At 64.2% G+C, this 16,955-nt stretch carries 15 protein-coding genes; 6 read left to right on the top strand and 9 right to left on the bottom strand.

Annotated elements, in window-relative coordinates; genetic code table 11:
- Positions 1 to 29: 29 nt before the first annotated feature.
- Positions 30 to 980 carry a 2-hydroxyacid dehydrogenase gene (locus ACZ0AV_RS14925; protein WP_499151750.1) on the bottom strand — a complete coding sequence of 317 codons (951 nt, stop codon included), beginning with the start codon at positions 978 to 980 and terminating at the stop codon, positions 30 to 32.
- Positions 981 to 1,334: 354 nt separating this feature from the next.
- On the opposite strand from ACZ0AV_RS14925, the gene ACZ0AV_RS14920 reads away from it, so the two are divergent.
- Positions 1,335 to 2,633: an Nramp family divalent metal transporter gene (locus ACZ0AV_RS14920; RefSeq protein WP_499151749.1), complete on the top strand. Its 1,299-nt coding sequence runs from the start codon at positions 1,335 to 1,337 to the stop codon at positions 2,631 to 2,633.
- 128 nt (positions 2,634 to 2,761) lie between these two features.
- On the opposite strand, the gene ACZ0AV_RS14915 is transcribed toward ACZ0AV_RS14920, so the two are convergent.
- Positions 2,762 to 3,373: an NAD(P)-dependent oxidoreductase gene (locus ACZ0AV_RS14915; protein WP_499153370.1), complete on the bottom strand. Its 612-nt coding sequence runs from the start codon at positions 3,371 to 3,373 to the stop codon at positions 2,762 to 2,764.
- A 216-nt stretch (positions 3,374 to 3,589) separates the two neighbouring features.
- Between ACZ0AV_RS14915 and ACZ0AV_RS14910 the strand changes: the two genes are divergently transcribed.
- A complete protein-coding gene (locus tag ACZ0AV_RS14910) occupies positions 3,590 to 4,492 on the top strand; it encodes a LysR family transcriptional regulator (RefSeq protein WP_092371543.1) in 903 nt (300 codons plus the stop codon).
- Positions 4,493 to 4,510: 18 nt separating this feature from the next.
- On the opposite strand, the gene pbpG is transcribed toward ACZ0AV_RS14910, so the two are convergent.
- The 4 genes from pbpG to ACZ0AV_RS14890 all read right to left on the bottom strand — a co-directional run bounded on the left by pbpG (position 4,511) and on the right by ACZ0AV_RS14890 (position 7,831).
- Complete coding sequence (gene pbpG / locus ACZ0AV_RS14905; protein ID WP_092371708.1) at positions 4,511 to 5,416, bottom strand: D-alanyl-D-alanine endopeptidase; 906 nt, start codon at positions 5,414 to 5,416, stop codon at positions 4,511 to 4,513.
- A 175-nt stretch (positions 5,417 to 5,591) separates the two neighbouring features.
- Positions 5,592 to 6,455: a carboxylate/amino acid/amine transporter gene (locus ACZ0AV_RS14900; protein WP_499151748.1), complete on the bottom strand. Its 864-nt coding sequence runs from the start codon at positions 6,453 to 6,455 to the stop codon at positions 5,592 to 5,594.
- Between the two features lie 63 nt (positions 6,456 to 6,518).
- Positions 6,519 to 6,881 carry a DOPA 4,5-dioxygenase family protein gene (locus tag ACZ0AV_RS14895; RefSeq protein ID WP_092371549.1) on the bottom strand — a complete coding sequence of 121 codons (363 nt, stop codon included), beginning with the start codon at positions 6,879 to 6,881 and terminating at the stop codon, positions 6,519 to 6,521.
- Positions 6,878 to 7,831: a choline sulfate utilization transcriptional regulator gene (locus ACZ0AV_RS14890; RefSeq protein WP_499151747.1), complete on the bottom strand. Its 954-nt coding sequence runs from the start codon at positions 7,829 to 7,831 to the stop codon at positions 6,878 to 6,880. The genes ACZ0AV_RS14895 and ACZ0AV_RS14890 overlap by 4 nt, the downstream gene beginning before the upstream one ends.
- Before the next feature lie 112 nt (positions 7,832 to 7,943).
- On the opposite strand from ACZ0AV_RS14890, the gene betC reads away from it, so the two are divergent.
- The 3 genes from betC (at position 7,944) to ACZ0AV_RS14875 (ending at position 12,546) form a co-directional block, all read left to right on the top strand.
- On the top strand, positions 7,944 to 9,452 hold the full coding sequence (gene betC, locus ACZ0AV_RS14885) for a choline-sulfatase (protein WP_499151746.1): 1,509 nt from the start codon (positions 7,944 to 7,946) through the stop codon (positions 9,450 to 9,452).
- A gap of 97 nt (positions 9,453 to 9,549) precedes the next feature.
- On the top strand, positions 9,550 to 10,479 hold the full coding sequence (gene choX / locus ACZ0AV_RS14880; RefSeq protein ID WP_092371558.1) for a choline ABC transporter substrate-binding protein: 930 nt from the start codon (positions 9,550 to 9,552) through the stop codon (positions 10,477 to 10,479).
- A 501-nt stretch (positions 10,480 to 10,980) separates the two neighbouring features.
- Positions 10,981 to 12,546: a SulP family inorganic anion transporter gene (locus tag ACZ0AV_RS14875; RefSeq protein WP_499151745.1), complete on the top strand. Its 1,566-nt coding sequence runs from the start codon at positions 10,981 to 10,983 to the stop codon at positions 12,544 to 12,546.
- Between the two features lie 462 nt (positions 12,547 to 13,008).
- On the opposite strand, the gene ACZ0AV_RS14870 is transcribed toward ACZ0AV_RS14875, so the two are convergent.
- Positions 13,009 to 14,256 carry an MFS transporter gene (locus tag ACZ0AV_RS14870; RefSeq protein WP_499151744.1) on the bottom strand — a complete coding sequence of 416 codons (1,248 nt, stop codon included), beginning with the start codon at positions 14,254 to 14,256 and terminating at the stop codon, positions 13,009 to 13,011.
- Positions 14,257 to 14,473: 217 nt separating this feature from the next.
- Here ACZ0AV_RS14870 and ACZ0AV_RS14865 point away from each other — a divergent pair, with 217 nt between their 5' ends.
- Complete coding sequence (locus ACZ0AV_RS14865; RefSeq protein ID WP_499151743.1) at positions 14,474 to 15,376, top strand: alpha/beta hydrolase; 903 nt, start codon at positions 14,474 to 14,476, stop codon at positions 15,374 to 15,376.
- Between the two features lie 101 nt (positions 15,377 to 15,477).
- Here ACZ0AV_RS14865 and ACZ0AV_RS14860 read toward each other — a convergent pair whose 3' ends face one another.
- On the bottom strand, positions 15,478 to 15,780 hold the full coding sequence (locus ACZ0AV_RS14860) for a hypothetical protein (RefSeq protein ID WP_499151742.1): 303 nt from the start codon (positions 15,778 to 15,780) through the stop codon (positions 15,478 to 15,480).
- On the bottom strand, positions 15,777 to 16,949 hold the full coding sequence (locus ACZ0AV_RS14855) for a baeRF3 domain-containing protein (RefSeq protein ID WP_499151741.1): 1,173 nt from the start codon (positions 16,947 to 16,949) through the stop codon (positions 15,777 to 15,779). Before ACZ0AV_RS14855 ends, ACZ0AV_RS14860 begins: the two co-directional genes overlap by 4 nt.
- Positions 16,950 to 16,955 lie beyond the last annotated feature (6 nt).

Genomic DNA, 16,955 nt, shown 5'->3' with positions numbered 1-16,955 from the left:
GCAAGGGCAGCGGTTTTTTATTGCTGCTTTCAGACCGCGGTTACCGCCTTGCCCTCTCTGAACACGCCTTCGAGGTTGGCGAAGAACAGGTCGGCCATCGCCTGACGGGTTTCGTGGGTGCCGCTGCCGATGTGCGGCGTGAGTACCACGTTATCGAGCGTCAGCAGCGCTGCCGGCACAGTGGGTTCGTCCGTGAACACGTCGAGCGCAGCGCCGGCGATGGTGCCGTTCTGCAACGCCTCGACCAGCGCCTGCTCGTCCACCACGGTGCCGCGGGCGATGTTCACCAGATAGCCTTGCGGCCCGAGTGCACGCAGCTGCTCGGCGCCGATCAGCTTGTCGGTGGAGCGGCCACCTGGCACCACCAGCACCGCGTAGTCGGAGGCTTCGAGCAGCCCCTCCAGGGTCTCGTGGTAGGTGTAGTCAACATCATCACGGCGGCGACGGTTGTGATAGGCGACCGTCATGCCGAAGGCCTCGACACGGCGGGCGATGGCGCGACCGATGTTGCCCATGCCGACGATGCCGCACACTTTGCCGCCAATGCTGCCGGAGAGTGGAAAACGCGCGCTCTGCCAGTGGCCCGCACGCACGAAACGGTCTGCCTCGCAGATCCGCCGGCCCAGGGCGAGTAGAATGGACACCGCGGTATCGGCAACGCAGTTATCCAGAACACCCGGCGTGTTGGTGACAATTACTCCACGCTTCTTTGCCGTTTCGACGGCAATCGCGTCATAGCCTACGCCAAAGCTGATGATGGCCTTGAGGTTCGGCAGCGCCTCGATCAGTTCGGCCTTGGCGCCGAATACACCGCTGGTGGCGATGCCATCGATACGGTCTGCGTGCTCGCGCAGCCAGGCGTCCGGGTCGGACATTTCCCAGTAACGGTGGATCTCGTAGCCTTCGGCTATGCGCTCCACCAACGCTGGCAGAAGCGGCCCGATCATCAATAGGTGTGGGCGCGTGTTTGCAGCAGTCATAGGCTTCTCCTCTGAACGGGTATGGCGCCGTTATCGGACGGAAAATGCATCACGCGGACTAAAAGGCAGCGCGCGACGCACCCGTGAGCGAACCAGATAAACGGCCTGATTCACGCAAGTTGTATTACGACTTAGGGCAGATGGCAACGCATAGCGACCGCTGGTCGACGAAATAAATTTACTTCAATTCACAAAATTTATTCTTATCTTATTGATAAACATGATAAAAAAAATGGATAGCGCTACCAGCGTGATGATACTAAAAATTTCCGAACATCTTGAACTCGGCCAAGTTGTGTGATGTCGTAATACCCAGCTTGTGTCATTCCAACAAAAATAATCGGAGGCCCGCGCATGGCCCGCTCAGAAGTACTCGACAAAGCTGCCGTCGGCAGTTCCGGTTCCACCCTCGGCAAACTCATCAAGCTGCTTGGCCCCGGCATCATCGCCGTGCTCTCGTGGCTAGGCGCCGGTGACCTGATCACCTCTTCGGTAGCAGGCGCCAATTACGGCTATGCCATGATGTGGGTATTGGCCGTCTCGCTGCTTCTGCGCTTCCTCATCGTCAACATCATGGCGCGCTTCCAGCTGTGCAATAACCAGGGGATGAGTATCCTCGGCGGTTACGCTCAGTTGCACCCGAGCTTCGCCTGGTTCATGTTCGGCTATGCCCTGCTCATGGGTCACCTGACCAATGCTTACATGCTCAAGGGCGCTGGCGAAGCGCTGGCCACTCTGATCGGCCTGAACGCACCGCTGTTGTGCTCGATTGCAGTCGCCATCGCGGTATGGCTGCTGGTCGGACGCAGCATCTACTCGTTGATCGAAGGCGTGATGAAAGGCCTGCTGTGCCTGATGACCCTGGCATTCATGGCCCTGGCGCTGATGTCCGGTCCGGACTGGGGCGGCATCGCCGCGGGCACCATCGGCTTCAGCATTCCGCCGGATGAAGGCGTACATGGCGCTCTGATCGTCGCCGTCTCGGTAATCGGCGCGGTTGCCGGCTCCATCGCCAACTTCGTGCTGCCCTACGTGATGAAGGAAAAAGGCTGGACCGGCCCGGAGCACAAGCGCATCCAGCGTAACGATCTGCTGTTCGCGGTGTTCGTCGGCATCATCATCAACCTGGCGATCTGGGTGGTGGGTGCGGAAATCCTGCGTCCGAACGGCCTGCAGGTGGAAACACTGGGTGACCTGGGCGCTGCCCTGCAGATGTTCTTCGGCCCAACTGGCTGGTACCTGTTCTTCGTCGGCGCGTTCGCCACGCTGTTCGCCAGCGTCGCCGGCAAGACCACCGCGTTCCCGATGCTGATCACCGATGCCCTGCACCACATCGTGCCCAAGCGCCGCGAGAAATATGGCAGCACCTTCCACAAGGACCCGCTGCACAAGTGGTTCCTGCTGTTCGTGCTGATCACCCCGCTGGTGTGGTCGCTGCCCGGCATGCCGGACTTCGTGACCCTGACCATTGCGGTCAACGCCCTGAACATCGTCGGCCTGCCGGTGATCTCGCTGGGCCTGTTGATCATGTCCAACCAGAAAAAGCTGCTCGGCAAGTACTGCAACAACTGGTTCGAGAACATCGCCCTCGGCGCAGCCACGATCCTGGCGCTCTGGGTGGCCGTCCAGCTGGGCATGCAACTGCTGGCCTGAAACCACTCTCTAGCAACTTGCCTTGTGTGAAGCCAAGGCCCTGCAACGCGGCCAAGCCGCTCCCACTATTGCCGAATGTGGGGGTGCTTGAGCCGCGTTTTTTTGTGCTCGGATTGCGCGGATAAGCCTCAGTAACCGACCGTGAAGCGCTGCCGCGAATGCTGGGGCCGCTCCAGCTCATCGACCAGGGCGATGGCGAAGTCTTCCATGGAAATCGCACTGTTGCCGCCTGCATCGACCAACAGGCTGTCCTTGCCGATACGGAAGCGACCGGTACGCTGGCCAGGCTCGAAGAGCGCCGAAGGCGACAGGAAGGTCCAGTCGAGGGCGTTCTCGCCACGCAGGACGTTGAGGAAGTCGCGCCCGGCACCCGCCTCCTCCTTATACGCCGCCGGAAACTCAGGCGTATCGATCAGCGCCACGCCCGGCGCCACTTCCAGGCTGCCGGCACCGCCGACCACCAGCAGGCGCGGCACACCGGCGGCTTTCACGGCACCCAGCAGGCTGGCTGCGTCGCTGCCGACGAAGCGCGTCGAGCTGATCACCGCGTCGTGACCCTCGAGCAGCGGTACCAGGCGCTCGATATCAGCGACATCGGCACTGGCCACCTGCAGCCCCTGCTGCGCGGGCACCTCACCCACCTGCCGGGCGATGCCGGTGACCTGATGCCCACGCTGCAAGAGCTCATGGGCAATGCGCGACCCCGCCCGCCCGCTGATACCAAGGACGACGATTTTCATAGGATGCTCCGATTTGGCTGATGAGGATCGGTCGGCGGCAGGTTCGCCACTGGCGAACACCAGCCCGGCGAACGCCAACAGCAGGGTGGTGTAGAACAGTTGCATGGAACGGATCATGTGAGACACCGCCGATGGATGAGCTGGCAGCTTACTCGGTGCGAACCCTGCGAAAAGCTGCATAATCGCCGCAACTCAGTTGCATGGATCGAGCGAATCATGGACAGACTCATGGCGACCCGCGTTTTCGTCGAGGTGGTGGACCGCGGCAGCCAGACCGCCGCGGCCGAGCACCTGGATATTTCCCGGGCGATGGTTTCCCGCTACCTGGCCGCGCTGGAAGGCTGGGTCGGTGCGCGCCTGCTGCACCGCACCACACGCAAGCTCAGCCTGACCCAGGTGGGCAACGAGCTGTTGCCGCACTGCCGGGAGATGCTGCTCACCGCCGAAGCGATGCGCTCCACGGGGCTCAAGGCCAACGAGGGGCCCAGCGGCAATCTGCGTATCACCTGCAGCCAGGCATTCGCACAGGCCTGGCTGAGCCCGGTGCTGGTCGAGTACCTCGCCCTCTACCCCGACACCTCGGTGGACGTGCTCATCAGCAGCCAGGCAGAGAACCTGGTGGAGGAAGGCATCGATCTGGCCCTGCGCTTCACCAACCGCCTGGACCCCAACCTGGTTGCCCGGCAGCTGGGCACCTGTCATTCGGTGGTGTGTGCATCACCCGGCTACCTGGCGCGGGCGGGCGTTGCGCAACAGCCCTATGAGCTGGCCGCGCACAATTGCCTGAGCTACAGCTATTTCGGCCGCAGCGTCTGGCATTTCGAAGGCGAAGGCGAACAGATGGAGGTGGCGGTCAGCGGCAACCTGAGCAGCAACGACAGCGGCGTGTTGCTCGAGGCAGCCGTGGCGGGCGCGGGTATCTGCATGCAGCCGCTGTTCGCGGCGGCGCCGCTGCTCGCGAGCGGCCGGCTGACCCGTCTGCTGCCACACTGGCAGCCCCAGTCGCTGGGCATCTACGCCATCTACGCGTCACGCCGGCAGATGCTGCCCGCGCTGCGCAGCCTGCTGGACTTTCTCGCCCAGCGCCTGGCCGACGATCCGCTGTGGCAGGCGCACTAGCGCGAACGGCGCCTCGGGCTATTGAGCCGCCTGCAACTGGCGCTGCGAGGCGCGCTGCTGCTTGTAGGCCAAGGCGGCAGGTGCGACCGGGGTGACCTTGCCGGTTTCCACCCACTTGCGCAGGCGGTTGGCGTCGGCCATGTGGGTGTACTTGCCAAAGGCATCGAGCACCACGAAGGCTACCGGCTTGCCGCCCATGGTGGTACGCATCACCAGGCAGTGGCCGGCACGGTTGGTGAAGCCGGTCTTGGTCAGTTGCACGTCCCAGCCGGCCTTGCGGGTCAGCGCGTTGGTGTTGCGAAAGCCCAGGGTGTAGTTGGGCTTGCGAAACGCCACGGTCTTCTCACCGGTGGAGCTGAGCTCGCCGATCAGCGGGTACTTGCGTGTCGCCTTGAGCAGCTTGACCAGGTCATTGGCGCTGGAGACGTTGTGCTCCGACAGGCCGGTCGGTTCGACATAGCGCGTCTGGGTCATGCCCAGGGCGCGGGCCTTGGCGTTCATCGCCGCGACGAACGCGGTCACGCCGCCCGGGTAATGATGGGCCAGGCTGGAGGCGGCGCGATTCTCGGAAGACATGAGGGTCAGCAGAAGCATCTCGCGCCGGCTGATCTCACTGCCGATGCGTACGCGGGAATACACGCCGCGCATGTCGTGCACGTCGCGAATGATCACCGGCAGTTGCTCGTTCAGCGGCAGTTTGGCGTCGAGGGCGACCATGGCGGTCATCAGCTTGGTGACCGAGGCGATCGGCACGACCATGTCCGGGTTGCTGGAATACAGCACCTTGTCCGTGGTCAGGTCGACGAGCAGTGCACTGCCGGAGGCGAGTTCCTGCTTGGCAGGGGCGGCAGCCTTGGCGGCCAGGGGCGAGACGATGAACAGGCAGGCCAGGGCAAGGCTGGCGAAGGGGCGACGAATATTCACGATGGCATTCACTGGGCAAGAGATGGCTGAGAAGGCACTCCATGCCGGTGGAAAAACGTCATCCGTGCCCTATCGTCAGCAGCAAATAGGGTTTGAAAAACAGCTGATTGCGTTTGCAATTGAAGGTGCGATGTTAGCACCCGTCAAGGCCGGTTCCCATTCTCCGATAAATGGATCAGCTGGCGATAGACCGTCGACGTCCCAGACGATTGAGCCACAGTGACGCAAGGATGATCGCGCCTCCCAGGGCCAGGCGGGGAATATCGGCATCGCGGTTCCAGATCAGCAGGTTCACCACCAGCCCGGCCGGCACGTGCAGCTCGTTCATGATCGCCAGTGTGCCGGCGTCCACCTGCACGCTGCCCTTCACCCACCAGAACAGCCCAAGCGCCGTGGCGAACAGCCCCATCCACAGCAGGATGCCCCATTGCAGCGCCGTTTGCGGCAGCTTGTCCGGGTTGCCGAAGAGCAGGAACGAGGGCACCACCAGCACCATCGCCCCCAGGAAGAAGTGCCCGAAGAAGCGATGCAGCGGTTGCTCGGTCGGATAACGCATCAGCAGCTGGCGGCACAACACCTGGCCCGCCGCGAAGGTCACGTTGGCCAGTTGCAGCAGCAGGAAACCAATCAGGTATTCGCCCTCCAGGCGCTCGAAGCGGATCACCACTCCGCCCCCTACCGCCACGAGCGCGGCGACCAGCGCCCAGGGATTGAAGCGGCGCGCCAGGGCATCGTCGAGCAGGGTCACGTAGATCGGCGTGAGCACGGTGAACAGCAGCACCTCCGGCACCGTCAGCACCTGGAAGCTGCGGTACAGGCACAGGTAGGTCACCCCGAACTGCAACGCACCGGCCAGCCAGAAGCCGGCCAGCAGGCGCCGTGGCAAGCCGCGCCAGAGGGTGAAGGGCAGGAACACCAGCGCCGCCACGGCGACCCGCGCCAGCACGGCGAAATCGCTGTCCACCCGGCCCGCCAGGTATTCGCCGATCAGGCTGAAGGAAAATGCCCAGAGGACGGTGACGGCGAGCAGGTAAGGCATGGTACGGGCTCTTGGAAATCAGGCGCGGATCATACCGTGCCGCGGCTCCCGCGTCAGAGGCGTTCAGCGCCCCTCATCAGTTGGCCGCCCCGCGGGGAAAATGGACAGGTCCAGTGGTCGCACGGCGCCCATCCACAGGGCGAGGTCACGGTGATCGACCAGATCGTTACCGGTCAGAGGGTGGACGAACACCACCAGTTGCCCGCGATTGAGCATCAGCCAGGGAACCACTTCGGCGAACAGCTCGGCGGCAAACGCCAGCTGGCAACTCCAGTCAGGGTGCGGCCCAACGGGTTGCTGGTGCAGGCGCCCCATCGTCACCGCGAAGCGTGCCGCCGCGCCCTCGCACAGCGCGCGCGCCTGCGCCAGGCTGGCGGCGTCGAAATACACATGGGCGTGGTAGCCGCGAATGAGCGCCTCGGTCATGGCGCGATCGCCATCGGATCGATCACGCGCTGCGCGGCAGGCAGCGACTCGCGGGTCATCTCGTCGCGCAGCCAGTCGGTAAAGCCCTGCACCAGCCGCACCCGTCTCTTGCGCTCGGGCAGGACCACGTAATAGCCAAAGTCCGACGCGGCGCTGCGCTCGTCGAGGCGGCAAAGCAGCCCCTGAGCCAGCAGCTCGTCGACCAGGTGCCGCCAGCCGATCGCCACGCCCTGCCCGGCAATTGCGGCCTGCAGCAGCAAGGTGTAATTGTCGAAGCGCAGGCTGCCGGGGCTGGGTGTTTCAGCGATGCCCAGGGCGCGGAACAGGCCGCTCCAGTCGAACCAGCGCGAGCGGCTTTCAGGGCGCAGGTGCAGCAGCGGCAGGCGCGCCAGCAGTTGATTGGCGCTGGCGCTCTGCCCCTTGAGCAGTTGTGGGCTGCACACCGGGAATACTTCTTCCTTGAACAGCAGGTGCACCTCGCCGTTCTTCAGGCGGCCGTCGCCAAAGCTGATGGCCACATCGATTTCCGCCGGCAGGCTGGTCATGTCGCGCTCGCTGGTGACCAGGCTGACGTCCACCTCCGGGTGCAGCTGATGGAAGCGCTGCAGCCGTGGCATCAGCCAATACGCGGCGAAGGCGAAATCGGTGGCGACCTGCAGCACCTCGTGCTGATGCCGCCCGACCACCGCATCCAGCCCGGCATCCAGCGCAGCCAGGCCTTCCTGCACCGGCCCTAGCAGCGCCTCGCCAGCTTCGGTCAGCACGATTCCGCGATAAACGCGGTCGAACAGACGGGCCGCTACCTGCTCCTCCAGCCGCTTGATCTGCTGGCTGATGGCCGGCTGGCTGCTGCCCAGTTCGGCCGCCGCGGCGGTGAAGCTCAGGTGCCGTGCCGCCGACTCGAATACCCGCAGCACGTCGAGGGAAACGCCATCGAACGACTTGAACATAAGCTGTACTTATCCTAGCCATGTGCGTCATCGCGGTTTACCCAGGCGCTGCTAGGCTGGATGATCGAAACAACACTCTCGCATAAAAAAACGATATGGAATACACGCCACCATGAAGCGTCCCAACATCCTCTTCATCATGGCCGACCAGATGGCCGCGCCGCTGCTGCCGATGCACGACTCGGCCTCGCCGATCAAGGTGCCGCACCTGCAGCGCCTGGCGGCTGAGGGCGTGTTGTTCGACTCGGCCTACTGCAACAGCCCGTTGTGCGCCCCGTCGCGTTTCACCCTGGTCAGCGGCCAGTTGCCCAGCCAGATCGGTGCCTACGACAATGCCGCCGACTTTCCCGCCGATGTACCCACCTACGCCCACTACCTGCGCCGCCTCGGCTACCGCACGGCGCTGTCCGGCAAGATGCACTTCTGTGGCCCCGATCAATTGCACGGCTACGAAGAGCGCCTGACCAGCGACATCTATCCCGCCGACTACGGCTGGGCCGTGAACTGGGATGAGCCAGAGGTACGCGCCAGCTGGTACCACAACATGTCCTCGGTGCTGCAGGCCGGCCCGTGCGTGCGCACCAATCAGCTCGACTTCGACGAAGAGGTGGTGTTCAAGGCGCAGCAGTACCTCTACGACCATGTGCGCGTGACGCCGGACCAGCCATTCTGCCTGACGGTGTCGATGACCCATCCGCACGACCCGTACACCATCCCCGAGGAGTACTGGAACCGCTACAGCGATGGCGATATCCCGCTGCCGCGCCAGGTCATCGACCAGGCCGAGCAGGACCCGCACTCCCAGCGCCTGCTCAAGGTCATCGACCTGTGGGACAAGCCGCTGCCCGAACACAAAATCCGTGATGCCCGCCGCGCCTACTTCGGCGCCTGCAGCTACATCGACGACAACATCGGCAAACTGCTGAAGACCCTCAAGGACTGCAAGCTGGCCGACGACACCATCATCGTGTTCTCCGGCGACCACGGCGACATGCTTGGTGAGCGCGGCCTCTGGTACAAGATGCACTGGTTCGAGATGGCCGCTCGCGTACCGCTGCTGGTACACGCCCCGGCACGCTTCGCCGCGCACCGGGTCAGCCAATCGGTGTCCACCGTAGACCTGCTGCCAACGCTGGTTGAGCTGGCCGGCGGGCAGGTCGAGCCAGGCCTGCACCTCGACGGCCGGTCCCTGCTCCCGCACCTGCAAGGCAGCGGCGGGCACGACGAAGTGCTCGGCGAATACATGGCCGAAGGCACCACCAGCCCGCTGATGATGATTCGCCGCGGCGAATGGAAATTCGTCTACTCCGAAGAAGACCCGCTGCTTTTGTTCAACGTCGCGAATGACCCGCGCGAGCGCGAAAACCTCGCCGAATCGCCGGATCACCGTGAGCAGGTCGCGGCCTTCCTCGACGAAGCACGCAGCCGTTGGGACATGCCCGCCATCCACCAGGCGACCCTGGCCAGCCAGCGCCGCCGTCGCCTGGTCGCCGAGGCCCTGACCCAAGGCACGCTGAAGAGCTGGGACCACCAGCCGATGGTCGACGCCAGCGAACAGTACATGCGCAACCACATCGACCTCGACGATCTGGAGCGCCGCGCGCGGTTTCCCCAAGCGTGACGTGATGCGCCAGGTGACCCACGGAAAAGTGGGAACCTGGCGCGCTCACCTGCGTCGCATAGCCTGCCAACTAAAAATCCAACATAAGGAATTAGGCATGAAGACATTCAAGACCGCTGTCGCCGGCAGCCTGCTCCTGGCCACCAGCCTGGCCTTCCAGGCCCACGCCGAAGACGCCAGTTGCGCCACGGTGAAACTGGGCGATCCGGGCTGGAGCGACATTGCGGTGACCAACGGCATCGCCAGCCTGGTGCTCGATGGCCTGGGCTACAAGGTGCAGACCCAGACCCTTGGCGTGCCGATCATCTTCGCTGGTCTGCAAAAGGGCCAGGTCGATGTGTTCCTCGGCAACTGGATGCCCGCGCAGCAGGCCAACCACGACAAGTTCGTCGCCAACGGCAAGGTCGACAAGGTCGCCGAAAACCTCAGCGGTACCGAGTACACCCTGGCCGTGCCGACTTACGCGTACGAGGCCGGAGTGAAGACCTTCGCCGACCTGGAAAAGCACGCCGACAAGTTCGGTCGCAAGATCTACGGCATCGCCTCCGGCGCGCCGGCCAACGAGTCGATCAAGGAAATCATCGCCGCCAACGAATTCGGCCTCAAGGACTGGACGCTGGTCGAGTCCAGCGAGCAGGCCATGCTGGTGCAGGTCGGCCGTGCGGTGCGGCGTGACGAGTTCGTCGCCTTCCTCGGCTGGACGCCCCACCCGATGAACGTGCAGTACGACATGAAGTACCTCAAGGGCGGCGAGAAGTACTTTGGCGAGAGCGGCAGCGTCAACACCCTGGCCCGTAAAGGCTACGCGACGCAGTGCCCGAACGTCGGCAAGCTGCTGAGCAACCTGAAGTTCACCCAGGAGATGGAGAACGCCATCATGGACGCCGTGCTGAGCAAGCAGGCGAGCAATGACCAAGCCGTGAAGAACTGGCTCAAGGCCAACCCGCAGGTGATCGATGGCTGGCTCGAGGGCGTTACCACTCGCGACGGCGGCGATGCGGTAGCGGCAGTGAAGGCCAAGCTGTAGGGCCGTCAGGGCGTAGGGTGGATGGCGCTTTTTCATCCACCATTGCGATTCCCAGAGCGGTGGACGGGCCGGGCCGCGCAGGTGAAGCGTCGTCCACCCTGCGCGACTGACTAAAAGGGATCACCGGCGGCGATGAAGGCCAAGCTATAAGGCCGTCAGGGCGTAGGGTGGATGACGCTTTTTCATCCACCATTGCGATTCCAGAGCGGTGGAGGGGTCGGGCCGTGTAGGTGAAGCGTCGTCCACCCTGCGCGACTGACTAAAAGGGATCACCGGCGGCGATGAAGGCCAAGCTATAAGGCCGTCAGGGCGTAGGGTGGATGACGCTTTTTCATCCACCATTGCGATTCCAGAGCGGTGGAGGGGTCGGGCCGTGTAGGTGAAGCGTCGTCCACCCTGCGAATACCCGCTTTTGATAGCTCCCACGAAGCGTGAGAACGATCAGATAAACGCCTCTGCTACCCTGTTCGCCACCCAATCACGAGCTACCTGAGCGACCGCATGCGCTTACCCAGCCGATACAGCCTGTTTCCCTTCCTGCTCTGGTGGCCGAATGTCACCCGGCGCACGCTGGGTACGGATCTGCTGGTCGGCTTGAGTGGCGCGATTCTGGCTTTGCCACAGTCGATCGCCTACGCACTGATCGCCGGGCTGCCGGCCGAATACGGGCTCTACGCCGCGATCGTGCCGGTTATCATCGCCTGCCTGTGGGGCTCGTCGTGGCACCTGATCGGCGGACCGACGGCGGCCATCTCCATCGTCCTGTTCACCAGCGTCAGCCCCATGGCCAGGCCGGGCAGCGAGGAGTTCGTGGCGTTGGTGCTGCTGCTGACCTTTCTCGCCGGGCTGTTCCAGTGGCTACTGGGGCTGATGCGTTTCGGCAACCTGGTCAACTTCGTGTCACCCTCGGTGGTGCTGGGCTTCACCCTTGGCGCCGCGCTGGTCATCGCCCTGGGCCAACTCCCGAACCTGCTGGGCCTTGAGGTCGACAGCCAGCGCACGGCGGTGGCGACCCTGCTCGATCTTGGCCAGCACCTGGGCGAAAGCGACTGGCACGCGGTGCTGGTGGCGCTATTCACCCTGGCAGTTAGCCTGGCATGCCGGCGCCTCTGGCCGCGCTTGCCAGCGCTGCTCATTGGCGTAACGGCGGGCAGCCTGCTGGTCGCCGCCCTGCCTGGGTTCTTCGCGAGCATCGCCCTGGTCGACTCGTTCGAAGGCCAGTTGCCTCCCTTCACCACGCTGGACTTCGAGGTCAACAGCCTGCTGGAGCTGCTGCCCGCCGCCATCGCGTGCGGCATGCTGGGCCTGGTCACCAGCCTGTCCATCGCCCGCTCGCTGGCGGCCCGCTCGCAGCAACTGCTGGATGCCAACCAGGAAGTACGCGCCCAGGGCCTCTCCAACCTGATCGGCCCGTGGTTTTCCGGCTCGCTGTCGGCCGGCTCCTTCACCCGCTCGGCGCTGAACCTGCAGGGCGGCGCCACGTCGCCGCTGGCCGGGGTGTTCTCGGCGGTGCTGGTGGCTGCGTTCGCGGTGTTCTGCGCGCCGCTGATCGCGCACATCGCCCTGCCCAGCATGGCCGCCGCCATCCTGCTGATCTGCTGGGGGTTGGTGGATATACCCGGCGTTCGCGCATTGCTGCGGGTCAGCCGCTCGGAGTTCGTGGTGATGCTGCTGACCCTGCTCGCGACGCTGGTGCTGGAACTGCAGACGGCGATCTATGCCGGCGTATTGGCCTCGCTGTTCTTCTACCTCAAACGCACCTCGCAGCCACGCTTCAAATACACCCGCGATGGCGACGACGAACTGCTGCGCCTGGAAGGCTCGATCTTCTTTGGCGCCTGCCATTACGTGCAGCAAGTGCTGCAGCTCAGCCGTGGCGAGCGGGTGGTGGTCGATGCCCGGCACATCAACTTCATCGATTACGCCGGCGTGGAAATGCTCCACCACGAAGCTCGCCGCCTGCAGACGCAGAATCGCCAACTGGTGTTGCGCCACGCCCGACCGCACGTGGTCGAGGAGATCCAGAAACTCGAAGGCCCCGGCTGCCCCGTGCAGTTCGAAGAGTGAGCGATAGACAGGGAGCGATATTGATCGAAACCCTTTTTCGCCCGGCACCGACGATCCCGTAGGAGCCGCGACCCCGCGGCGAATGGCATGGGCAACGCCGATATCGCAGCAGGGCCACAATCATTCGCGCCGGGGGCGACGCTCCTACGCGAGGGTGTGTTTCGCAAGACCGCCGCACACCCCGTAGGAGCCGCGACCCCGCGGCGAATGGCATGGGCAACGCCGATAGCGTGGCAGTGCCACAATCGTTCGCGCCGGGGGCGACGCTCCTACGCGATGGGTGGTCATGCCGCGATCACTTGTAGGAGCCGCGACCCCGCGGCGAATGGCATGGGCAACGCCGATATCGCGGCATGGCCGCAATCGTTCACGCCGGGGGCGACGCTTGGCTGTTCTCCTACAGAACCCGGAGCGCCTGACAATCGTGCTGGCACGCTCGGCTACGCTAAGCGCGCTTCACTATCACCAGCCGTGACGACGGAAATAACGCCATACCAATAGCAATGCCGCCAGCCCCAGAACCCCGGCGGCAATGAACAGGCCGTCATAGCCGAGCGTCTTGGCCAGCACGCCGCTGGCGGCGCCGACGAAGCCGCCAAGGAGGATTTGCGTCGAGGCCTGCAGGGTGAAATCCGCCCCCTCGTGACCAGGCCGGCACTGGCGCATCATCGCGGCGAAAAGCGCGACTGTGGATAAACCGTCGGCCGCCTGCTCACACAGCGTCAAGGCATAGACCAGCAATGCGTCGCCGCCACGGCTGACCAGCAGCGCCAAGGCACCAAGGCTCAATGCCTGCAGTACGCCAAAAATCAGCAACGCGCGCAGCACACCCAGGCGCGCATACAGCAGCCCGCCCAGCAGCGCGCCGCCGATCCCCACCAGGCTGCTGATCAGCGTCAGTTGCCCCAGCTCGGCGTTGCTCCAGCCCTGGTCCACCAGCATCGGCTTGATCATCGGCGAGCCGAGGGCGTCGCCGAGCTTGAACGTCAGCACCACCGCCAGCCATAACCCCATGCCGGGCAGCACCAGCAAACCACGGTAATGCTGCAACAGCAGGCCCGGCCCCAGCGGCTCGGTCGACGCGGGCTGTGGCGGCAGATGGCGTGCCTCGGCGAAGCGCCAGATTGGCAACAGCGTCAGCGCCAGCAACCCCGCCAGCAGCAGCACCGAGAGATTCCAACCGAAACGGTCGATGATCAGCAGCAGGCCGCTGCCACTGACGATCATCCCGACCTTGTAGCCGCCCACCTGCAGGCTGTTGCCAAGCCCGCGCCAGCGCTCCGGCAACAGGCGCACGGTCAGGCCATCGGTGGCGATGTCCTGGGTCGCGGCAGCCAGGTTGATCAACAGCAGCAGGCCGAGCAGCAGCGGCAGATGCGCGCCAAACAGCGCACTCGGAGAGAGCATGGCCAGGGCCACGAGAACCAGCAGTACGCCGCTTTGCAGCGGCAGGATCCAGCCCCGGTGATGGCCCAGGCGCCGCGACGAGAGGCGGTCCACCCAGGGCGCCCACAGCACTTTGAGCAACCAGGGCAGCGCCAGCAGCTTGAGCAGGCCGATCAGCGCCAGGTCCACGCCGTGCTGGCGCAGCAGCACCGGCAGCGCGTGGGCGATCAGCCCGGAGGGCAGCCCCTGGGCGCAGTACAACGAGGCCAGCAGTACCAGCGTGGTACCCGCAGGGCGGCGCAGATCGGGGGATGTGGGCGACATGGCGGAGTCCGCTGCGGGTCAGCGGCGCAGCATAGCGCAGGCGTGAAAGCGGCCGCAGCCCTGTCATGCTTCGGTAACAACTCGATACCCGAAAGCAACTGCACAAACGAACATCGGCACGCCGTTCCGGTCTACTCGCCTATCACCTTTCACGCCCTTGCTGCCGCGCTCTTCGCTGCCAGCCATGGCGCCACGTGTTCGAGCACAGCGGAGATCCATGGCCACATCATTCATCCACACCCTGCGCCGCCGCTGGTTCAGCCTGGGCTTGCTGGCGTGCCTGGCCGTCGGCCTGCCGATCGGCTGCGCCAAGCTGGAACAGAAGGAACGCGAACTGGTGTTCCGCATCGAGCCCGGTACGGCCAGCTGGTTCAGCGGCCTGCCCACCGGGGTCAAGGAAATGACCCTCAGCGCACCGCAGTTTGGCGACACGCAGAACATCCACGCCTGGTGGTGGCCTTCGCCAAAGAAGGACGCACCGACGCTGCTGTACCTGCACGGCTCACGCTGGAACCTCACCGGCCAGCTGTTTCGTATCGAGCAGCTGCACGCCATGGGCTTTTCGGTACTGGCCATCGACTACCGCGGTTTCGGCGAAAGCCTCGGCGAGCTGCCCTCCGAGCGCACCATCTACGAAGACGCCGAGATTGCCTGGCAACGCCTCACCGAGCTGCAACCCGACCCGGCCAAGCGCTTCATCTACGGGCATTCCCTGGGGGGTGCAGTGGCGGTCAATCTTACCGAATCCCTGGGCCGCGATCGCCACACACCGCCGCTGGCCGGGCTGATCATCGAGTCGACCTTCACCAATCTGGCCGATGCCGCCACCGAGGTGGCAGCCGAGTACACGTCGCTGCCGGTGCATTGGCTGCTGTCGCAGAAATTCGACTCGCTGAGCAAGATCGGCGACATCAAGGTGCCGGTGCTGATCGCCCACGGCACCAATGACCGCTACATCCCGCAGCGCTTCAGCGAAAGCCTCTACGAGGCGGCCAACGAGCCCAAGCGCCTGCTGTTGATCAATGGCGGCAATCACAACAACAGCCTGCGCACCGGGAGCCGCGAATACCGAGCGGCGATTCGTGCACTGTTTACGCCGAAAGCGGTGAGCAGCGGGTAGCCCGCTTAGGAATGGCTGAAAGCGGACCTGCCGTTTACGCCACCTACAAAACGCCCGACAGGCACACTGTCGGGCGTTTCGGTTTCGGCATCAGACGTTGCTTACATCCCTGCGGCTTTCAACAGCGGATTGCCGTTCGAATCCGCACCACCATTGGTCTTGTAAGCATCCAGCAGCCTGCCGGCCTTGTTGCACTCGAAGACGGTCGACTCATTGTTGTTCGCAGCGCCAGGCAGCGCGCTGATCACGCTGTAACCGCAGTTCCAGATTTCCTTGCCGCTCAGCTCGAACTTGGCGTTCGGGTAACCGACCTGCTTGACCACCTGATCCTGAGTCGGGCTGCAGGCTTTGAGCTGTTGAACCGTCTCTGGCGTGATATAGGTGCTGCCGCTGGCACGCGTCAATACCGGAATACGGCAGCCACACCGCTGTCGGTCGGCATCACCCGTTCCGGGGGTGCCACCACCACTTCGCCGCCATGACGGATCACCGCGAGGATCAGCTCATCGAGCACATCCTCCGTGGCAGGATCAGCGTCCTCGTGCAGCACCAACTCGCCGCTGCTCAGGTCCATGGTCCCGGCGACCCGCTGCTCGGCAGCCACCAGCAGCAGCGCGATACGGCCTTCAACGGCGGCACGGGCGACAGCCGGCAGTTGGTCGCCGGCCAACTGCTGCCCCACCGCCACGCCGTAGCGGTTGAACGCATCGTCCAGTTTCTCGGCGTGCCGAATGCTCATCAGCTCACCGCAGGCGGACGCCAGCCGGGTACCGGAAAGCGTGGCGGGATCCACCTCGACGCCCTGTGCCAGCAAAAACGGGTTGCGGCTCAACGCCCTGAACACCGCCTGGTTTTCCGGCAGCGCCGCCAGAATCAGCGGCAGCCTGGTAACCCGAGAACAATGCTCGGTGATTTGCTTGTCGACGATGCGGAAGAACCGTTCGCGATCCAGGTTGATCTCGTCCTGCTTACCGCCGCCGCCCGACTCATGCATCATCGGGTCACCGCGCTCACCGCCACCGCTGAAGCCATCGGGGTGGCCCTGCTGGTCCCGTGAGGTCAGCTCATTACCCAGCGCCTCGACCAGGCTGGTCGGCACCGACTCGGGGAGTTCGACCGCCTGCAGGCTCTGCGTCGAGCCCTCATGCACGCGTACGCTGTCCCTCGACAGGCACAGCACCTGATAGCGGTCGGCCAGCGGCGCCAGGCGCAACAGGGGCTTCAGGTAAGGGTGGCTGTTGACGATGGCGACTTCCTCGACCGGCTGATGCAGCCCCACCACGTGGAAATGATCCTGCCCGGCGAAGATCGCAAGGCCCTCGGGGCAACCGTTCCAGAACGCCGTGTCATCGATCAGCGCCTGAATGGGCGCGAGCAGCCTGTCCTTGAGCTGTGGATAACGCTGCTGCAGGGAAGCTTCTAGAGTCTTGAGCAGGTTCTTCAGCCGAATGGGGTCCTGAGTGCGCTCCGGAAATGTGCGGTGCGTGGGCATATAGAGGCTCAGGTTGGGTTGGCCGGCGAGCGTCAGAAGCGTGCTTACGGTCTGTTGCGAAAAGGGTTGGATTGGGGTCATCACGGG

Source organism: Pseudomonas sp. AC532 (genome assembly GCF_979258965.1).
Note: the sequence above shows the minus strand (reverse complement) of the source record. Positions and strands in the feature narration are given on the sequence as shown.

Excerpts from the sequence above, each read along its gene's own strand:
- ACZ0AV_RS14900 (WP_499151748.1), bottom strand. The coding sequence starts at position 6,455 with ATGCCTTACCTGCTCGCCGTCACCGTCCTCTGGGCATTTTCCTTCAGC.
- ACZ0AV_RS14910 (WP_092371543.1), top strand. The coding sequence starts at position 3,590 with ATGGACAGACTCATGGCGACCCGCGTTTTCGTCGAGGTGGTGGACCGC.
- ACZ0AV_RS14870 (WP_499151744.1), bottom strand. The coding sequence starts at position 14,256 with ATGTCGCCCACATCCCCCGATCTGCGCCGCCCTGCGGGTACCACGCTG.
- ACZ0AV_RS14855 (WP_499151741.1), bottom strand. The coding sequence starts at position 16,949 with ATGACCCCAATCCAACCCTTTTCGCAACAGACCGTAAGCACGCTTCTG.
- ACZ0AV_RS14920 (WP_499151749.1), top strand. The coding sequence starts at position 1,335 with ATGGCCCGCTCAGAAGTACTCGACAAAGCTGCCGTCGGCAGTTCCGGT.
- ACZ0AV_RS14915 (WP_499153370.1), bottom strand. The coding sequence starts at position 3,373 with ATGAAAATCGTCGTCCTTGGTATCAGCGGGCGGGCGGGGTCGCGCATT.
- ACZ0AV_RS14895 (WP_092371549.1), bottom strand. The coding sequence starts at position 6,881 with ATGACCGAGGCGCTCATTCGCGGCTACCACGCCCATGTGTATTTCGAC.
- betC (WP_499151746.1), top strand. The coding sequence starts at position 7,944 with ATGAAGCGTCCCAACATCCTCTTCATCATGGCCGACCAGATGGCCGCG.
- ACZ0AV_RS14925 (WP_499151750.1), bottom strand. The coding sequence starts at position 980 with ATGACTGCTGCAAACACGCGCCCACACCTATTGATGATCGGGCCGCTT.
- choX (WP_092371558.1), top strand. The coding sequence starts at position 9,550 with ATGAAGACATTCAAGACCGCTGTCGCCGGCAGCCTGCTCCTGGCCACC.
- ACZ0AV_RS14890 (WP_499151747.1), bottom strand. The coding sequence starts at position 7,831 with ATGTTCAAGTCGTTCGATGGCGTTTCCCTCGACGTGCTGCGGGTATTC.
- ACZ0AV_RS14865 (WP_499151743.1), top strand. The coding sequence starts at position 14,474 with ATGGCCACATCATTCATCCACACCCTGCGCCGCCGCTGGTTCAGCCTG.
- ACZ0AV_RS14875 (WP_499151745.1), top strand. The coding sequence starts at position 10,981 with ATGCGCTTACCCAGCCGATACAGCCTGTTTCCCTTCCTGCTCTGGTGG.